Genomic DNA, 17692 nt, shown 5'->3' with positions numbered 1-17692 from the left:
TTGCGCAAATTGCGATTTGCAGAATTTGTCGCGCAAGGTTATCGAAGCGCCAAGCAACCCATGCGCATCAGGCCTCGCCTGCCCCGCGCGAATAAGCATCAAGGAGAGCCATCCATGAAATTCTTTGTCGATACTGCCGTGGTCGATGAAATCCGTGAATTGCACGATTATGGTCTGTTGGACGGGGTCACCACGAACCCCTCGCTGATCGCAAAATCAGGCCGCGATTTCAAAGAGGTCATCGCCGAAATTTGCGCGCTGGTCGATGGGCCTGTATCCGCCGAAGTCGCTGCAACCGATTTTGCAGGCATGGTGGCCGAGGGTGAGCATTTGGCAAAAATCGCCGATAATGTCGTGATCAAGCTGCCATTGACCTTGGATGGCCTAAAGGCCTGCCGCCATTTCACCAATAAGGGCATTAAGACCAATGTGACCTTGTGCTTCTCGGCCAACCAGGCACTTTTGGCGGCCAAGGCGGGTGCAACCTATATCAGCCCCTTCATCGGGCGCTTGGATGACCTCAACCTTGATGGCATGGAATTGATCGCAGAAATCCGCGAGATTTATGACAATTACGGCTTTGAGACTGAAATTCTGGCGGCGTCCATTCGGACGGCAAACCATGTGAAAGATGCCGCGATGGTTGGTGCAGATGTGGCGACCATTCCACCCGCAGTGATCAAGGGTCTGGCCAAGCACGTCTTGACCGATAAGGGCCTTGAGCAATTCACAAAAGATTGGGCTGCAACGGGCCAAACCATTCTTTAAGGCAGGTTCATACCGATTTTGAAAAGCGGCGGCGCCACAGGCCCGCCGCTTTTTTCATACCCGCAGATCAGATGCGCCTGTGTCGATATGGGGCGCCCAGAAAGCCACGCTTTCAGCGATATCGGCCACCACGGCCCGATCATCTGGTTCACGCTCTTTGAAACTTAACTCAAGGCAAATCTCGTTATCCACCGCCCCGCCTTCTGCAAAGGCCGCCAAAAGCGGTGCGGGCTGTATCCGCCCGACTGCATTATGTTTGGCGGTAAAGGGACGGTGCCCCCCCTTATCCATCAAGGATTGCTTGATATGGATGATTGGCGAGACAGGCGGCACGGCACGCGCCCAAGAGTAAGGGTCAAAATCATCGGGATTTGGCGATGTGACATCCCCGTGATCAATATCGGCCATCATGAACATGGGCACGGCCATCTTGCGCGCGGCAATCTGATCTTGTAGCGCCATCGCGTTCTCGATCGTGTCGCCAAATTCGCGACCCACGCTCATCGGTTCCCAAAAAATATGCTCAATCCCAAGGGGCTTGGCATATTCAGCCAATTCCGCCCAATGATCGAGCGCAATCTCAATCAACGCGGCGCGGCGTGCAGGATCATCAAAATCACGATAGGTAAAAATGGCAAATTGCGTGCCCAAGGCCCGCCCGCCCAAATCGGCGGTGATCGCGGCAAAATGTTTGAACCAATCAAGGTAGTATCGCCGCACATCCGCATCGGGATGGCCAAAATGGTTGAGCCGCCCATAAGGCCCCGTCATGCCCGAGGTCACCCGAACACCCGTTTGCTGCAAAGCCCGCCCCATCTGGCGCGTAAGCCGCGCGGTCACATGGGCAGGCCATGCAGGATTGATGAATTCATGCGTCAATTGCAGGTCGCGGATTTTGATATCGCGCGCGACTGTGAAGATGAGATCATCCATTTCGGCAAAGCGATTGACCAAAGGATTGGTGTTCAATGACAAGGTCAGTGGCATCTCAACTCTCCCAGTCGAAGGCAGGTATCACATGGTCAAGCCGCGCGCCCAGACCCTCACAAATCTCTTGCAGATGAGCAAAATCGGCCCCCGCATGAAGCCCCGTATCGCGGACAAGCGCGGTTGAAAACCCTGCGCCCGCCCCACCCAAAACATCATGCGCGGGGCTGTCGCCGATACACAAGACCCCACGCGGCGCGATCTGGCCCAAAATCTGCCCCGCGATTTGGTAAATCTGCGGATAGGGTTTGCCGATATAGGTGACGCTTCCGCCCAATTCTTCGTATAGCGCCGCAATCCGCCCTGCCCCGAAGGCCTTGCCTTGCGCGGTCAACATTTCGAGGTCGGGGTTGGTGCAATAACAGGGCACAGCGCGCTGCGCCGCAGGTGTAAGTTCGGCAAGATACCACTCAAGGCCCCGCTGATCCCCTTGGCTGCCCGCGAGGATCAAGAGATCGGCCTCAGAGGCGGAGGCGACAGAGCGCAGATTAAGCCCCTCAATCGCGCTTTGATCGCCGTCACGGGCATGCAACCACACAGGCGTGGCCCCACCCCGCCTATCTCCCACCGTTTCTGACAGCAGGCGATAGGCCGCCTCGCCCGAGGAAAGCACGGTTTGATAATCCCCCCGCGCGAAGCCCAAACGCGTCAGGCGCGCCTCATTGGGGGCCGCGCGTTTGCCAGAATTGGACAAAATCACAATGGGCTTGCCCGTTTTGGCCAATTCCGACAGGGCCCAAGGGGCATTTTCATAGGCCCCTGCGCCATCCAAAAGAACGCCAAATTGATCAATCAAAAAGGCATCATATTGATCGGCCAGATCGCGCAATGTGGTGAGCGTGGCACTCATCCGCGCATCCCCTTTTGCGCTAAAATCGCCGCGCCCATCGCAGCTTCGCCCGAGAGGGGCTTGCGGGGCTGAACCCCCAAACTATTCAGGCGGATGGCCGTAAAGGCCCGATCCTGCGCCCCGCCCCCCAAAGATCGAATGGTGCTTAAGGCAGGCGCACCCAATTCGGCCAAGCGGCGATAGGCACGGCATTCTATCGCCGCAATCCCTTCGAATATCGCCTGAAGGTGCCGCCAATCCTGCGCGGGGCGCGGGCCAAGGCGGGGGGGCAGCTCTGGATCATTGATTGGAAACCGCTCGCCCTTTTGGGTTAGGGGGTAATAGTCCAGACCTGTTGGTGCGGCAGGGTCAATCTGCTGCGAGAGCTGCGCGATATCTTGGTCGGGGAATTCTTGCAAAATCACCGCCCCGCCCGTGTTCGATGCCCCGCCAGCCAGCCAAAGACCTAAAACCTTATGGCTATATATCCCGAATTCAGGCGCGAAAATGGGCTGATCTGACAGGATTTTAAGGGTCAGGGTCGTGCCAAGAACACTGACCCCATCCCCCGCTTGATCGGCCCCCGTTGCCAAATAAGAGGCACATCCATCTGTCGTGCCTGCCACCAGTCGGGTGTCGGGCGAAAGGCCGAAATCATTCGCGCCAATGACCCCCAAATCTGTGCCTGCATCATGGATGGTGGGCAAAAGATCGAGGGGCAAAAACCCTGCCACCCAATCAGGCCACGCGCCCGCCACAGGATCATAGCCCGTTTTCAGGGCGTTATTTGCGTCACTGGCGACAATCCCCGTCAGCTTTGCCGCGATCCAATCGGCCTGATGCAGGATGTGCAAACCCTTCACACCCTGATGCGCTTGATGCAAGGCAACGGCGCGGGCCAAGGCACTGGTTGCGCCCCGCGCCGCGGTTTGGGGGGGCGAAGCGGCCGCAATACGCGCGATCAAGCCTTGATCGCTACTAGGGTCATTATACATGACCCCATCCCCCACAGGGGTCAGCGCGCGGTCACAGGCCAGCATTGTGCCAGATGTGCCATCCACAGCCACAGCGCGGATATTTTTTGCAGGGCAGTCTGCCAAGGCCCGCAGCAAGGCCGTTTGCGCCGCAGCCCACCACAGCATCGGGTCACGATGATTGGCCCCATGATCAGACATGGCGGATTTTGCACTGGCCACAACCGTGCCTTTATCAGACATCACAAGCGCCCGCGCGCCCGATGTGCCGATATCAAGCCCAAGATAAAGATCAGGCATTCAAGGCTTGCCGATATTTCTCGGCATCCCAATCCAATAGTTCCATATTCTGCGCCGCACTCAGATAATGCAGGCGGGCATCAGGCGCGGTGCGACCCAGAACATCGCCCAAACATTGCGCCAAGGCGCGCGCGCCCGCGCTTGCATCAGCCCGAAGGGCCGCGCCCTGCCCTTGGATCAAAATCGCGGGGGGCGTGTCGGGGTCAGTTGGGTCTGGCAAATCCGCGACAGAGGGAACCGCACGCATTGCAACACCGCAAAAAATCACATGGTCCGGATAAAGGCTGCCTGCACTGGCCAGTGCCGTTAAATCCTCAGATTTGCCAAGGCGGATCAAACTGTCTGGTGCGGGCTGCCACCCTTTGGGCAGATCAGGCATCTCCGTGGGCCCCGTCAACGGGGCCTGTGTCGGGCGCAACGCCTCATGCACAGCCGCCAACAGCGAGGCAACCTCGCCCACAGTTTCTGCGGCCACGATCAAGCCGTGATTGCCCAAGACAATCACATCGACCTCGCCACCGCCCACAAGCCCCGCAACCTGCGCGGCCAAATTCGCGCCAGGCTTTGCATAGGGCACATAGCCCCAAGAAAAGCGGTCAAGCGCTGTGCCAATAGCCGCCAAAGGGTCGGCTTGGATCGCCATGCACAGCGTATGCACACAATGCACATGCACCACCACAGGCTGCGGAAACACCGCATGAAGCGAGGTTTCAATCGAAGGCCGCAGCCCCCCCTCTTGCAACAAAAACTCCTGCGGCTGATCGGCAATCGCGCTTTGCGCGGCAAGGGCGGCCCGCATCTTAGGTAGATCACAGGGCACGAAAATATCGCGCCGCATCGCGTCCGCCAAAACCGTGCCCGAGGCCTTGATCCACATGACATCGCCTGATTTGACAGAACTATTGCCACCCGCAGCCTGTATCAGCAAAGGATCGGCCCCGATTTTGGCAGAATATTCCGCCAAAGCCGCCAGATCAGCGGGGCGCGCAGGCGCGCTCATGCGGATTTCTCCAGCATATCATCAAACCATGCCTGCAAATCGGTCATCTGGGCATCGGTCATATTGAGATGCTCTTTGGTGCGCCGCTTCAGCACATCCTCGGCACTCAGCGCCCATTCATGGTCGCGCAAATATTTCACCTCAACCTCATAGAGGCGCGGGCCGAATTTCCGCCCCAGATCGGCAAGGCTGTTGGTTCCATGCAAAAAGCGGTGCATCCGCGTGCCGTAAAGCCGCGCCCAATGGTGGCACAATTCAAATGGCAAAAACGGATAAGCCGCGCTGACCTCCTGCAAAAAGCCCTCAAAATCGGCGCGTGCCATATCTCCCCCAGGCAATGGCGCTGTCGCCGTCCAATCGCCGCCCATATGTGGGAAAATCTCGCGCAGGTTATGCATCGCGTGTTCAGATAATTTGCGGAAGGTGGTGATCTTGCCACCAAACACGTTCAGCATCGGAACTTGGGCGGTTTTATCAAGATCAAACACATAATCCCGCGTCACCGCAGAGGGGTTGCCATTGCCATCATCATAGAGGGGCCGCACACCTGAAAAATGTTCAATCACATCCTCACGGGTCAGCGCGCGCTTGAAATAGCGGTTCACTGCAGCGAGCAAATAGGTGATTTCATCTTCATCCGCCTCGACCCGTTCAGGCGCGCCCTCATAGGGAATATCTGTCGTGCCAATCAGCGCCTTATCCCCCTCATAGGGGTTGATGAAAATCACGCGTTTGTCGTGGTTTTGCACCAGATAGGCTTGTGACCCCTCCCAAAATTTCGGGGTGATGATATGGCTGCCTTTGACCAAGCGCACCGCACGGCGGCTGTTGCTGCCTGCAACGCGACCAATGATGTCATTCACCCACGGCCCGCCTGCATTCACCAAGGCGCGGGCGCGAAACTGACGTTTTTCGCCTGTGCGCCCATCTTGCACCTCAATCTGCCACATCCCATCCACGCGCCGCGCAGAGGTGCAGGCGCTGCGGGTAAGAACCTTGGCCCCATGTTCGGCGGCATCAACGGCATTCAAGACCACTAGCCGCGCGTCATCGACCCAGCAATCCGAGTATTCAAAGCCTTTTTTATAGCTGTCTTTCAGTGCCCGCCCTTCGGGGGCCGTGCCAAGGTTCAAAACCCGCGTGGGCGGCAATTTCTTGCGCCCACCCAAATGGTCATAAAGAAACAGACCCAACCGCACCAACCATGCAGGCCGATCATCGCGCGAATGCGGCAAGACAAACCGCATCGGCCAAATGATATGGGCGGCAGAGTTCAACAAAACTTCCCGTTCAATCAATGCCTCGCGCACAAGGCGGAATTCGTAATATTCCAAATAGCGCAAACCACCATGAACAAGCTTGCCAGAACGTGAGGACGTGCCTTGCGCCAGATCATCTTTTTCCGCCAAGATCACAGAGAGGCCACGCCCTGCTGCATCGCGCGCAATGCCTGCGCCGTTGATGCCGCCGCCAATGACAAACAGATCAACCGTTTGCGTCATGATGCACCGTCCCCTTTCGACTGCACGCCATAGCTTTCAAAGCCGCGCGCAGTGTCTTCAATCTCTGCCGCACTCAAGACATGCCCCCCGCCAATGGCGAGAAGGTGATAATATTGATGCGCAAGGCTTTCCAATTCCCCCGCCAACCATAAGGCCCGCGTCAGGTCAGCCCCGCCAACGATCATGCCGTGATTGGCCATAAGGCAGCCCTTGCTGCCGCCCTGCACTGGGCCAAGCGCCTTGATGATCTGTTGAGATAGCTCCTGTGTGCCATAGCGCGCATAGCCCGCCACGGGAATTTCCACAGTGCCGAAGGCCGCGATCATATAGTGAATGGCAGGGATCGGGCGGCGGGCATCAGCCAAAATCGTGCAATAGGGCGCGTGGGTATGCACGACTGACCCCATATCGGGGCGCGCGCGCAAAATATCGCGGTGAAAGCGCCATTCGGACGAAGGGGCCTTTGGCCCCTGCCATGCGCCTGTTTCATCCCCCAAATCCATGACCGCAATCATATCGGGTGTCAGCGCATCATAGGGAATGGCCGAAGGTGTAATCAGCATCGCATCACCATAGCGCACCGAGATATTTCCCGAAGCGCCACGGTTTAGTCCCATCGCCTCTAGCTTGTGACAAGCGGCGACAATATCAGCGCGAAGCTGCTTTTCTGATGCAAGACCACTCATGCGCAAGGGTTCCGTGCTGGCTCGCCCGCCAAATAGCGGCGCACCTCTTCTGCGGCCTGTTCGGCGGCATAGGTGACGGTGCGCACAGACGCGCCCGCAATATGAGGGGTGATTGTGACATTGGGCAATTGCAGAAGCGGCCAATCCACTGGCACAGGTTCAACCGCAAAGGTCTCTAACATCGCACCTGCAATCTCGCCCGTGGTGAGTGCGGCGTAAAGGTCGTCATAATCACACATCGGCCCGCGCGCCGTGTTCACGAAAATCGCGTCAGGCTTCATTTTCGCGAAGGCATGCTTGTTCATCATCCCCCGCGTTTCATCGGTGACGCGGCTGTGCAAGGTGACCACATCCGACTGCGCCAAAAGCGTGTCGAAATCGACATGGCTGACCCCCTCATCGCGCGCATCCTCGGGGCTGAGTTGCACATAGGGGTCGCACACCAAAACGCGGGTTCCAAAGGCGCGCAACAGGCGCACGACCTTGGTGCCAATCGCCCCATAGCCGATGACACCCACAGTCATCTCTGACAATTCGCGCCCCGTCACATCGGCACGGTAGAGATCCCCGCGCCAAGTGCCTGCGCGCAGCGCCTCATGCCCTGCACGAATGCGGCGGGTTTCCGACAGGATCGCCCCAAGGGTGAATTCCGCCACCGCCGAAGAATTACGGCCAGGCGTGTTCACAACCAAGACGCCGTGATCCTTGGCAGCCTTCATATCGATATTCACAGGGCCACCGCGCGAGACGGCAATCATCTTGAGATGGGGAAGGCGCTCGAACATGCCGCGCGACATGGGCGCTAATTGCGTGATCAAAATCTCTGCATCCCCAACAAATTCAACCACATCGTCAGCCGTGCCAAAATATTCTTTCAGGCCATCCATGCCCGCCACCGCATAGCCATGTTCCATCGGCTCATCGGGCCATGCATCTTGGCGGGTGCGGATCTCTAGATCCTTGCCTGCGCAGGCCAATGTCACGGCATCCTCAAAGGCTGAAGGCAACATGAACAGGTCACCGATAATCGCAATTTTGGTTGTCATTTTTATTGTTCTCCTTGTTGCGATTGAGGTTCAGAGAGGGCCGCCCACGCCACAGGCGCGGTTTCACGCAGCGCACGATAGGACGGGAACAGTGCCGAATAGCGCGCTGTGAGGGCGGCATCTGGGGCCTCAATCGGGCCAAGCGCAGGTTCTACCCAATCGCGCAGACAGGCATCCATATCAGGATAGACACCAATGGCGCAGGCGGCCATCATCGCGGCCCCTGCCGCACCCGCCTCTTCGCGGGTCGAACTGCGCAGATTGGTGCCAATCGCGGCGGCCATGATTTTGCGCAGCGCGCCCGAGCGCGCCGCCCCCCCCGTGAGGCGCACCTCATCGGGCACAGCCCCCATGGTGCTATAGCAATCGCGCGCCGAATAGCCCAAACCTTCGATCACCGCGCGGATGAGATCGGCAAAGCTGTGATTGCTGGCCAACCCCGTAAAGGCTGCGCGCGCGCGTGCATCAACAAAGGGGCCGCGCTCACCTGCTTCGGAAATATAAGGGTGATATAGAATCTGGCCCGCACGGGTGGCCGATAGCCAATCATCGATACGGGCCACCATCTCTTTGTGGCTTACCTCATGGCCAAACTCAGCCATCAGTTTCGCGCCCAATTTCAGCGCCCAATCAATATTCAATGTCGCGGCCATATTCGATTGGATTTGTGCAACCATACCCGAAACGGGCAAAACCATGACATAGCCTGTGCGCCCCTCGTTCAGGACAACATCGGCCTCGGCCGTGGCGCGCATATGCATGCCTGTTGAGCCAAGGATGGTGCAACCCGATGGGGCGTTTGGTGTGTAAATCCCCGCCCCCAAAGCGGTGCAAACCACATCGACATAGCCAAGGGAAACGGGCGTTCCCGCGCGCAGGCCCGTTTGGCTTGCGGCATCGGCACTTAAGGGATGCGTCTGCCGCACCCCATCGACCACAGGGGGCAAAAGATGCGCGCGATGGGTCAATCCCAAAGCCGCGATCACATCCGCCTCATAGCTGCGGGATGTGTAGCTGCCGAAGGTAAAGCTTGTCTCGGACGGGTCACTGGCGCGTATGCCTGTCAGCTGAAGATAAAGCCAGTCCTTGCAATGCAGCGAGACTTCGGCAGCATCCAACCACTCAGGATGGTGCTGATCCATATGGGCCATTTGCGTGCCCATCTGGCAGGTGTTGAGACCCGTCCCCGTTTTGGCAAACCGCGTTATGTCCGCGGCGCTGGCGCGCAGGCGATCCACGGTTTTCGCAGCCCGCGCATCGAGCCAAAGCCAAGCATCAGTGACGGGCTTGTCCCCTGCCCCCACCAACCATGTGCCGTCCCCCTGTCCCGTGACGGCAATCGCAGCAACCCGCGCCCCTAGGTTTTCGATTTTTTCGCCCAAATCCCGCAGCGTTTGCGCACAGCCCGCCCATGTATCCACCAAGGACTGGCTCGCCGCCCCGCTTGCGTCAGAGTGGTAGACATTCGGAACCGATGCCATGGCAAGCTGCTGTCCGCCAAGGCTAAAGGCCACCGATTTGATCACCGATGTGCCTGCATCAATTCCAATCAGAATGTCTGCCCCTGATGCGCTCATGCCATTTGCGTCCCGTGGCTGATTGCGGCCCCGCTTGCAGGGTCGAAGAAATGCAAATCTTCGGGCTTCAGTTCAACGCTAATGGTGTCACCCATAAAAATATCGGCGCGATCATGTTCGACCAAGACCACCGTGCTTCCTGCAAAGGCCGCGGCGATATGGGTTTGATCCCCCAACCATTGATTGGCCACCACCTGCGCGGCAGCCCCACTCTTGCCCTTGGCGCGGCGCACGGCATAGGGGCGCACCCCCATGACCACATCACCGCGCGACAACAGCGCCGCGCGCAGATCAGGCGCGAATTGATCGGCGCTATAAGTCAGCTCGACCCCTGCATCGAGGCGGAATTGAATATCGCCTGACACTTCGGTCGCACGGGCGGGAAATACATTCATCGGCGGCTCGCCCACGAATGTGCCTGTGAACAGATTGGCAGGGGCCAGTTTGATTTCATCGGGGCTTGCGAATTGCTGCAAAACACCCCCTTCCATCACCGCTATGCGATCTGCCATAGCATTGGCCTCGGTCTGGTCATGGGTCACAAGGATTGCGGTTAGGCCACGTTCCTTAATGTAATATTTGATCCGCCCGCGCAAAAGTGTGCGCAATTGCGGCTCAAGCTGACCCATGGGTTCATCCAAAAGATAGAGATCGGCATCGCGCACCAAGGCGCGCGCCAAAGAGGCGCGCTGCTGCTGCCCGCCAGAAATGGACGCGGGAAATTTGTCGAGGATGGATGTAATTTCCAACATCTCGGCCACTTCATTGACCTTGGCATCCACCTGCGCATCGCTTTCACGCTGCGCCTTCAGGGCAAAGGCAATATTCTCGCGCACCGTCACCGTGGGGTAAAGCGAATACCCCTCAAAGGCCATGGCCACATTGCGGCGCACAGGAGGCAGGTTTTGCACCTCACGCCCCGCGATTAGGATTTTGCCACGGCTGGTTTCTTCAAACCCTGCAACCATCCGCAAGGTCGAGGTTTTACCGCAGCCAGACGAACCCAAAAGGGCGATAATCTCGCCTTTTTCGATATCCATATTGATATCACGCACGGCATGAACGCCTTTGCCAATCGGGCCGTAAAATTTATCAACGCCCTGTAGCTTGAGTTGCGCTGTCATCAGGCCGCTCCTTTTTTCTTGTTTTGTGCCGAAGATTGGGCAATGCGCGTGCCGCTTTTGCGATCAAACAGATAAATTTGTGATGTATCGGCAGCAATATAGGCCTCGCCACTGCTCGGTGCGATTTGACCTGCGGGGCGCGAAATCATGATCTCGCGGCCATTCTTCGTCAGCGCCAAGGTCACTGTTTTCTCGTTCAACGGCGCCTCTGTTTCAATGGTCACAGGAATTGCGCCCTTGGTGCCTTTGCTGACAAAACGCAGGCTTTCGGGGCGAATGCCAATCACACAGTCCTGCCCAACAGCATCGGCATAGCCCGCATCAAGACTAAGCGGCTGACCCGAAAGCGAGACAACAACACCCGCACCATCCGCCTCAGGGGTCACATCCAGCAGATTGATCACAGGGTCGCCAAAGAGACGCGCGATATCAATATTTGCAGGATTGAGATAAATATCCTGCGGCGTGCCAATTTGTTGAATGCCGCGGCCACTCATCACCGCAATGCGATCGCCAAGCGCCATCGCCTCTTTATAATCTTGGGTCACATAGATCACTGTGGCCTGCTGATCTTTCAGCAAACGTGGCAATTCCAGACGCATCTCAAAGCGCAGCTTGGCATCCACATTGCGCAGCGGATCATCGAGCAACAAGATTGATGGCGCGCCCGCAAGGGCGCGGGCCAAGGCCGTGCGCTGCTTTTGCCCGTTCGACAATTCCTTGGGCTTGTGATGCAAAACGTGGTCGATCTTCAACATCTTAGCGACTTTTCCGACCGTGTCAGAAATTTTGCCCTGCCCCATGCGCCGCGCGGTCAAAGGGGCCGCGATATTGGCACTGGCATCCATATGGGGAAAGAGCGCAAAGTTTTGAAACGCCATCCCGATCCCGCGATCTTCGGGCTCGACCCCATCCATATCTTGGCCATGAATGGAAATCTGCCCTGCATCGGGTTCGATCACCCCTGCAATCAGACGCAACAAAACGGTTTTCCCTGCGCCAGATGGCCCGAACAACACAAGCGTCTCGCCCGTGTCAACGCTGAGACTGACATCATCGAGAACGGTCTCAGTCTTGAAGCGTTTGACGATATTATTGAGAACCAAACTCATGTTCTTATCCTTTCACCGCGCCAAGGCTGAGACCCTCAACGAGATAGCGCTGCGCATAAAGCGCGAGGGCAAATGTAGGTGCGATTGACAGCACAATCCCGGCCGCGATTTGGCCATATTGAATGCCCGATGCTGTGATAAAGGCCAAGGCCCCCACCGTGACGGGCTGCTTATCAGCTGAGGCCAAAACCAAGGCGAAAATGAAATTGTTCCACGCAAAGATAAAGGCCAACAGACCTGCCGCCGCGATACCTGGGCCCGCCAAAGGCAGCGCGATTTTGCGGAAGGTCGCCCAAAAATCATGCCCCGCGATGCGATAGGCATATTCGACATCGGCGGGGATATCCTCGAAATAGCCCCGCACGATCCAAAGGATCAGCGGCAGCACAATCAACTGATACACCCAGATCAACCCGCCATAGGTATTGGCCAGACCCAATTGTTGGAAATAGATGGTCAAGGGCAGCAACACCAACAAAGGCGGCGCGAAGCGGAAGGAGAGCAGCGTAAAGGCGATGTCCTCAGAGCCGCGGAATTTCAGCCGCGCAAAGGCATAGGCCGCAGGCACGCCCAACAACAAACCAATCGCAACAGATGTGGTCGACAGGAAGAAGGAGTTAAACAGGTTCCCCATGAACCGAATTTCCAATGTGCCTGTCTGTGTCTCAAGCTGCCCCGTGATGAGCGCGCGGTAATTCTGAAAAGTCGGCTCAAACACCATCGAAGGTGGGACGCGCAAAATCGTTTCGTTTGTCTGGAGACTCATCAAGAAAATCCAGAAAATCGGAAACATAAAGAAAAGGATCACTGCGGTAATGGCGATGCCGCGCAGGATGCGTTCAATCAAACTTGTGCTTTCCATGGATGCCCCCTCCGCGCTTTAGGCTTCGCCGCGCTGCTTTTCACGCAGGCGCAACCAGTTTTTGATAAAGATGTTCGACAGCACATAGGTGATCGCCCAAAGGATCATCAAAAGCGCCGCAGACCGCCCCACATTGGTGGATTGGAAGAAATTCAAATAGGCCTCGACCTGAAACACGGTCAGCGTATTACCAGGCCCGCCTTGGGTCATGGCGTAGATAATGTCGAATTGCTGAATGCTTTCGATCACGCGAAACAGGGTCGCGGTCAAAAGGAATGGCGTCAGCATCGGTAGGGTGATGCGCCAGAACACAAAGAGGCGCGGCACACCATCAAGGGCTGCGGCCTCGAAGGGCTGCTGCGGCAGCGAGCGCAAACCAGCCAAAAGCAAGATCATAATAAAGGGCGTGTAGACCCAGATATCGACAATCACCACGGTCAGCATGGCGGTCTGCGGGTCAGAGGCCCATCTGAAATCTTCAAGCCCAATCAAACTTGCCAGATAGCTTAAGATCCCGAAGCCCGGATTGGTCATCAGCTTCCACATCAGGGCTGCCAAGGCAGGGGCCGTCATCAGCGGCATCAGCAACATGATCGAGACAAAATTGTTGAACATGCTGCGCTTTTGCAAAAGCAGCGCAATCCCAAGCCCCAAGAGCAGCTGCGCCGTGACTGCGAAAAACGCATAGGTCAAGGACACCTGCAAAGTATTCCAAAACGCATCATCGGTCATGAAATTCAGGTAATTCTCACCCCAATTGAACCCGCGGTTCCAAGGTTGAGACAGACGATACCGCTGGAGCGAATACCAAACGGCCGTGAAGAATGGGATCAAAATGCCGATACAGGTTAAAAGCGCGGGCAAGCTCAGCAGATAAGGCAAAAACTTGCGGCTCACTTTGAACCTGCGCCGCGGTGGCGCGTTAAAGCTGGTGTCAGACATTTCAGTCCCTCTTATGGCGTCCCCAAGGTGCAAACCTTATGGGGCGTCACTGAATTAGAAAATAAATTGTGAAAATGGATGAGGTCGGGGATGCAAGCGCACCCCCGACCCCTGCGTGATCGCTTAGCGCAGACCAGCCTCAGAAAGCTGGCTGTTTACCGATTCAGCCAACATATCGAGACCTTCATCCACAGGCACCTCGCCTGCCACCATGCGCTGCAACATCGCCGCCCATTCTGTGGTCAGATCGAAGAACAAGGGCTGTGCGGTGAATTTGATCGATGCACCAGGCGCCGAGACATCATGCATTTCCACATAGCCAGAATAGGATGCAGACAACTTGTTGCGGAACATTTCATCCGCCCAAACGCTGCTGCGGGCTGGGTTCACGAGGTCCATATCCTGCGCACCGAAAAGCTGATGCTCAGGGCCAGTGACCCACTGGAGGAAATACCATGTCGCGTCTTTCTTGGTCGAGAAGGACGACATCGCCATTGCCCAGATCCAGATATTTGGTGTGGGGGCAGCGGCCGCAGGGTTGGCTTTGAATGCGGAGAAGGCAAGGTTGCCCGCTTCGGCATTATCGCCACCATTCATGAAGTAGCCCAAGATATCCGCGTCAAACATCATCGCAGACTTACCTGCGCCGACATCTGTGCCGACCTGATACCATGTATGGGTTGACCAGTCAGGCGCGCCTGAATTCTGGATCATTTCCACCCACTTGCTGTGGAAGTTGCGCGACACATCTGTGTTCATTGCCGCAGACAAGGTGCCATCGCCACCAACAGTCAGGTCAGACTGGCCAAAGTTTGCATAGCCCGACAAGAAGCCTGGGTGGATCGTTGCCCAAGACCGCGAGCCACGCACACCGATGCCATAGCCATCACCCATCGCGGCCTTTGCGGCAGCGGCGGTGTCAACAAGGCTGTCGAGATCGGTTGGAACGCTGAGGCCGTTCGCGTCAAAAACGCGCTTGTTATAGGTCAGGTTGTTTTGCTCATAGGCCAATGGGATACACCACTGCATCGCATCGTCAGAGCCCAATGCACCACCTGGGCGACCATTCCACGCACAAGATTTGCGCACGCCTTCCAGAACATCTTCCCAGTTGTAATCTGGGTTGGTTTTGGAGGGATCCATGATGTATTCGTTCAGATCGTCAATCCAGCCTGCAGGGCCATATGTCCAAGTCATATATGCGCCGCTCATGAAGGCATCATATTCGCTGGAGCCCGAGGACAGCGCCGCGGTCACTTTGTCGAAATAGACGTCTTCGGGGAACACATCATATTCAACATTCATCCCAGTGAGGGATTTGAAGTTTTCAATATTGGCGATCATCGCATCGGTATAGGGGTGCTGATTGAGCAGCAATTTGATGGTCGTGCCTTCATGCGCACGCCAGTTGAACCCGTTTTGCGCCAATGCGCGTGTCGCTGCGGCATTCACCAAAGTGGATGCAAGAGCAGTGCTCACGCCCAAAGCCGACATTCCCTTGATCAGATCGCGGCGGCCGATTTTTTTAGCAACAAAATCCTCGGCAAGCTGCTTTTCCTTATCGTACATAGGGTATCCTCCCGTTATATCCCGATACCAATCAGGATTTTTGGACCACAAGCGCCATTGCTGTGCGCTCATCAGTGATGAGGCCGCTGAGACAGCCGCTCATCAAAACAGATCGGATTGCGCCGATCTTTTCCTTGCCACCAGCGATGGCGACAATCCGCGTGCGGCGAGGCTCCTCCAGCCCGACCGACAGCGTTCTTGCGGTCAGCGTTGTTTCCAACGGCTGCCCCTTCTCGTCAAAAAAGTGACCCAAGATTTCGGCCACCCCCCCTTGAGAAATGACTTCCTGGATTTCATCGAGCTGGATCATGCCCGATGAAACCAGGGAGGCGTCAGGTTCGGTTGTGCCGACCCCGACAAGTTTCAATTCTGCCCCTGCGGCCAGCTCAAACACGTTAGAAACACCGCGCTGACTGAGCAGCACTTCGCGATCCTCAACAGTGTTGGCGAAAAACGGCACGGGCATCACATAGGCGGTTGCGCCTGTTTTTTCGGCCAAGCGGGTCATAACGTCATGGGGCGTGGCCGAATAATTGCGCGTAAGCCCCCCCAGAAGGGACACGAACTGCACCCCTTTGGCATCGAGACGCGGCATCTCTGCCACCGAAGCGGCCAAGGTGCGCCCATGCCCAACCCCGATGCAACTGTGGCCGCCATGTTCGATTTCGCGGCGCAGAAAACTTGCCCCCGCGATCGACAAGGCCCGAATGGGAAAGCCTTCTTCGCCGATATCGGGGGCAATTTCGCAAAAATCCAAATTGAAGCGCGCTTTTAGCTCGCTCTCCAAGCGCACACATTCCGAGATATCGCCATCAATCGACACTTTGACAGCACCCTCTTGCACCGCGCGCGAGATCAGGCGGTGCGCCTTTACCGATGGCACGCCAAGCTGCTTGGCCACAGCCGCCTGCGTCAAACCACCTGCGTAATGCAACCACGCAGCCCGAATGGCGAGACTGGCCTCATAATCCATGAGCATCCCCAAAGATCATCCTTGGCTTCGGCATAACCCGTGATCCCCCTCGCGCGGCAATACATCGCCGCAATGAAAAATATTACACTTGCTGTAATTTCTTGCATTCGGGCAAAATTACGTCAACAGGGATTACACGCCGCATTGCAGAAAACATGCGAGCGGCCTCAACTTTACGTTGATTTCATGAGATAATTTCTTGAAAAAATCTTTGGAGCTTTGGCGGAAATCGAGGCAATTGTTGCAATTGCAACGGGTAATTTGGGGCTTGGGTTATAAGGCTTCGCGCAGAATTTCGGTCAAATCAGACGCGGTCAAATCGACTGGATTCGCCTTCATCGAAGACGAGCTTGCCGCCGCTTGCGCAATCTGGTCGATCTTGTCGGCAGGCAGACCCGCTTGCCCCAATCGCGGCAGGTTTTGCCCCTCGATAAATCGCGCCAAGGCCACAAAGGCCATCTCGGCGCTGACGCCAAAGGCATCGCCGATCCAAGCGCGCAGATCAGAAAAGCGTCCACGCAATGCAGGGCTTTCGGCGCGGGCCTCATTGGCCAAAAGAACAGGCACCAATAAACGGGCGCAAATCAGGCCATGTTGCGCCAGATAGCCGCCTGCAGGCCCCGCCAAGCCATGCACCGCCCCCAAACCCGCATTGGCCAAGGCAAGACCGCCAATCACCGATGCCAATGCCATATCATCGCGCGCCATCGGATCATCGCCGCCCCGATCAAAGGCATCAGATAGGCGGCGCAGCCCCGACACGACCCGCGGAATGGCATCCCTGCACAGCGCATCGGTGAACGGGTTGGCGCGGGTGCATAGATAAGGCTCGATCACTTGGGTCAGGGCGTCAAGCCCGCTCATCATGGTTTGCGCGCGCCCCATCCCGTCACACAAACTTGGGTCAATAATGGCCCAATCTGGCAACATTCGCGCATCACGCAAAGATACTTTGCGTTGATGTTCGGGCACAGAAATAACCGCGTTTTTGGTGACCTCGGCCCCTGTGCCCGCTGTGGTGGGAATGGCCACAAAAGGCAAAGGCGCGGCATCCAGTGCGCGCCCCTCACCGACAACCTCAAGATAACGAAGCGCGGGATGCGGTGCAGGGATCAAGGCGGCAATGGCCTTGCCTGCATCAATGACGGCCCCGCCACCGATCGCCACAACGCAGGCAACCCCTGCCCCGCGCGCGCGCATCACCGCGCCCTCGATGGTTTTCAAATCGGGTTCAGCCGCAATCGCCACCTGCAGCACGGGCGCAAGAGCATCAACCAAAGCACGCGTTCCTGCGTGACGCAGACCAGAGCCGCCCGTGATCACCATCACGGGCGCCCCCAAAGTCACAATCTGTGGCGCAAGCCCCGCCCCGACCTTTCCGCGACCAAATTGAATTTGACCTGCGGTGAGAAACTCAAAGCTCAGGGCCTGCGCCATCAGG

The 17692-nt window shown here is 57.0% G+C and carries 16 protein-coding genes; 1 reads left to right on the top strand and 15 read right to left on the bottom strand.

Annotated features, from left to right (window positions below; genetic code table 11):
* The first annotated feature begins 114 nt into the window (after nt 1–114).
* Nucleotides 115–768, top strand: coding sequence for a fructose-6-phosphate aldolase (fsa, locus tag AAC620_RS01490; protein ID WP_340242504.1), 654 nt, complete (start codon nt 115–117; stop codon nt 766–768).
* Between the two features lie 54 nt (nt 769–822).
* On the opposite strand, the gene AAC620_RS01485 is transcribed toward fsa, so the two are convergent.
* The 15 genes from AAC620_RS01485 to AAC620_RS01415 all read right to left on the bottom strand — a co-directional run bounded on the left by AAC620_RS01485 (nt 823) and on the right by AAC620_RS01415 (nt 17688).
* Nucleotides 823–1755, bottom strand: coding sequence for a sugar phosphate isomerase/epimerase family protein (locus AAC620_RS01485; protein WP_340242503.1), 933 nt, complete (start codon nt 1753–1755; stop codon nt 823–825).
* A 1-nt stretch (nt 1756) separates the two neighbouring features.
* On the bottom strand, nt 1757–2605 hold the full coding sequence (locus tag AAC620_RS01480; RefSeq protein WP_340242502.1) for a TIGR01459 family HAD-type hydrolase: 849 nt from the start codon (nt 2603–2605) through the stop codon (nt 1757–1759).
* Nucleotides 2602–3858: an FGGY-family carbohydrate kinase gene (locus AAC620_RS01475; RefSeq protein WP_340242501.1), complete on the bottom strand. Its 1257-nt coding sequence runs from the start codon at nt 3856–3858 to the stop codon at nt 2602–2604. Before AAC620_RS01475 ends, AAC620_RS01480 begins: the two co-directional genes overlap by 4 nt.
* Nucleotides 3851–4858, bottom strand: a complete 1008-nt coding sequence (locus AAC620_RS01470) for a class II aldolase/adducin family protein (RefSeq protein ID WP_340242500.1) — start codon at nt 4856–4858, stop codon at nt 3851–3853. The genes AAC620_RS01475 and AAC620_RS01470 overlap by 8 nt, the downstream gene beginning before the upstream one ends.
* Nucleotides 4855–6360, bottom strand: a complete 1506-nt coding sequence (locus AAC620_RS01465) for a glycerol-3-phosphate dehydrogenase (RefSeq protein ID WP_340242499.1) — start codon at nt 6358–6360, stop codon at nt 4855–4857. The genes AAC620_RS01470 and AAC620_RS01465 overlap by 4 nt, the downstream gene beginning before the upstream one ends.
* Nucleotides 6357–7046, bottom strand: a complete 690-nt coding sequence (locus AAC620_RS01460; protein WP_340242498.1) for a class II aldolase/adducin family protein — start codon at nt 7044–7046, stop codon at nt 6357–6359. The genes AAC620_RS01465 and AAC620_RS01460 overlap by 4 nt, the downstream gene beginning before the upstream one ends.
* The gene (locus AAC620_RS01455) at nt 7043–8092 is read right to left on the bottom strand and encodes a 2-hydroxyacid dehydrogenase (RefSeq protein ID WP_340242497.1); all 1050 of its coding nucleotides are present in this window, start codon (nt 8090–8092) and stop codon (nt 7043–7045) included. Before AAC620_RS01455 ends, AAC620_RS01460 begins: the two co-directional genes overlap by 4 nt.
* Before the next feature lie 2 nt (nt 8093–8094).
* Complete coding sequence (locus AAC620_RS01450; RefSeq protein ID WP_340242496.1) at nt 8095–9669, bottom strand: FGGY-family carbohydrate kinase; 1575 nt, start codon at nt 9667–9669, stop codon at nt 8095–8097.
* Nucleotides 9666–10793, bottom strand: coding sequence for an ABC transporter ATP-binding protein (locus AAC620_RS01445; protein ID WP_340242495.1), 1128 nt, complete (start codon nt 10791–10793; stop codon nt 9666–9668). The genes AAC620_RS01450 and AAC620_RS01445 overlap by 4 nt, the downstream gene beginning before the upstream one ends.
* Nucleotides 10793–11905, bottom strand: a complete 1113-nt coding sequence (locus AAC620_RS01440; protein WP_340242494.1) for an ABC transporter ATP-binding protein — start codon at nt 11903–11905, stop codon at nt 10793–10795. The genes AAC620_RS01445 and AAC620_RS01440 overlap by 1 nt, the downstream gene beginning before the upstream one ends.
* Nucleotides 11906–11909: 4 nt before the next feature.
* Entirely contained in the window at nt 11910–12767 is an 858-nt protein-coding gene (locus tag AAC620_RS01435; protein WP_317655016.1) for a carbohydrate ABC transporter permease, read from the bottom strand.
* A gap of 18 nt (nt 12768–12785) precedes the next feature.
* Entirely contained in the window at nt 12786–13709 is a 924-nt protein-coding gene (locus AAC620_RS01430; RefSeq protein WP_317655017.1) for a carbohydrate ABC transporter permease, read from the bottom strand.
* Nucleotides 13710–13832: 123 nt separating this feature from the next.
* On the bottom strand, nt 13833–15278 hold the full coding sequence (locus tag AAC620_RS01425) for an ABC transporter substrate-binding protein (RefSeq protein ID WP_340242493.1): 1446 nt from the start codon (nt 15276–15278) through the stop codon (nt 13833–13835).
* 31 nt (nt 15279–15309) lie between these two features.
* A complete protein-coding gene (locus AAC620_RS01420; RefSeq protein WP_317655019.1) occupies nt 15310–16257 on the bottom strand; it encodes a sugar-binding transcriptional regulator in 948 nt (315 codons plus the stop codon).
* Between the two features lie 267 nt (nt 16258–16524).
* A complete protein-coding gene (locus AAC620_RS01415) occupies nt 16525–17688 on the bottom strand; it encodes an iron-containing alcohol dehydrogenase (RefSeq protein ID WP_340242492.1) in 1164 nt (387 codons plus the stop codon).
* Nucleotides 17689–17692: the final 4 nt, after the last annotated feature.

The sequence above is a fragment of the Roseobacter sp. HKCCA2468 genome, from assembly GCF_037805105.1.
Lineage (GTDB): Bacteria > Pseudomonadota > Alphaproteobacteria > Rhodobacterales > Rhodobacteraceae > M30B80.
The sequence above is the reverse complement of the archived record's forward strand: the minus strand, read 5'-3'. Positions and strand labels throughout refer to the sequence as shown.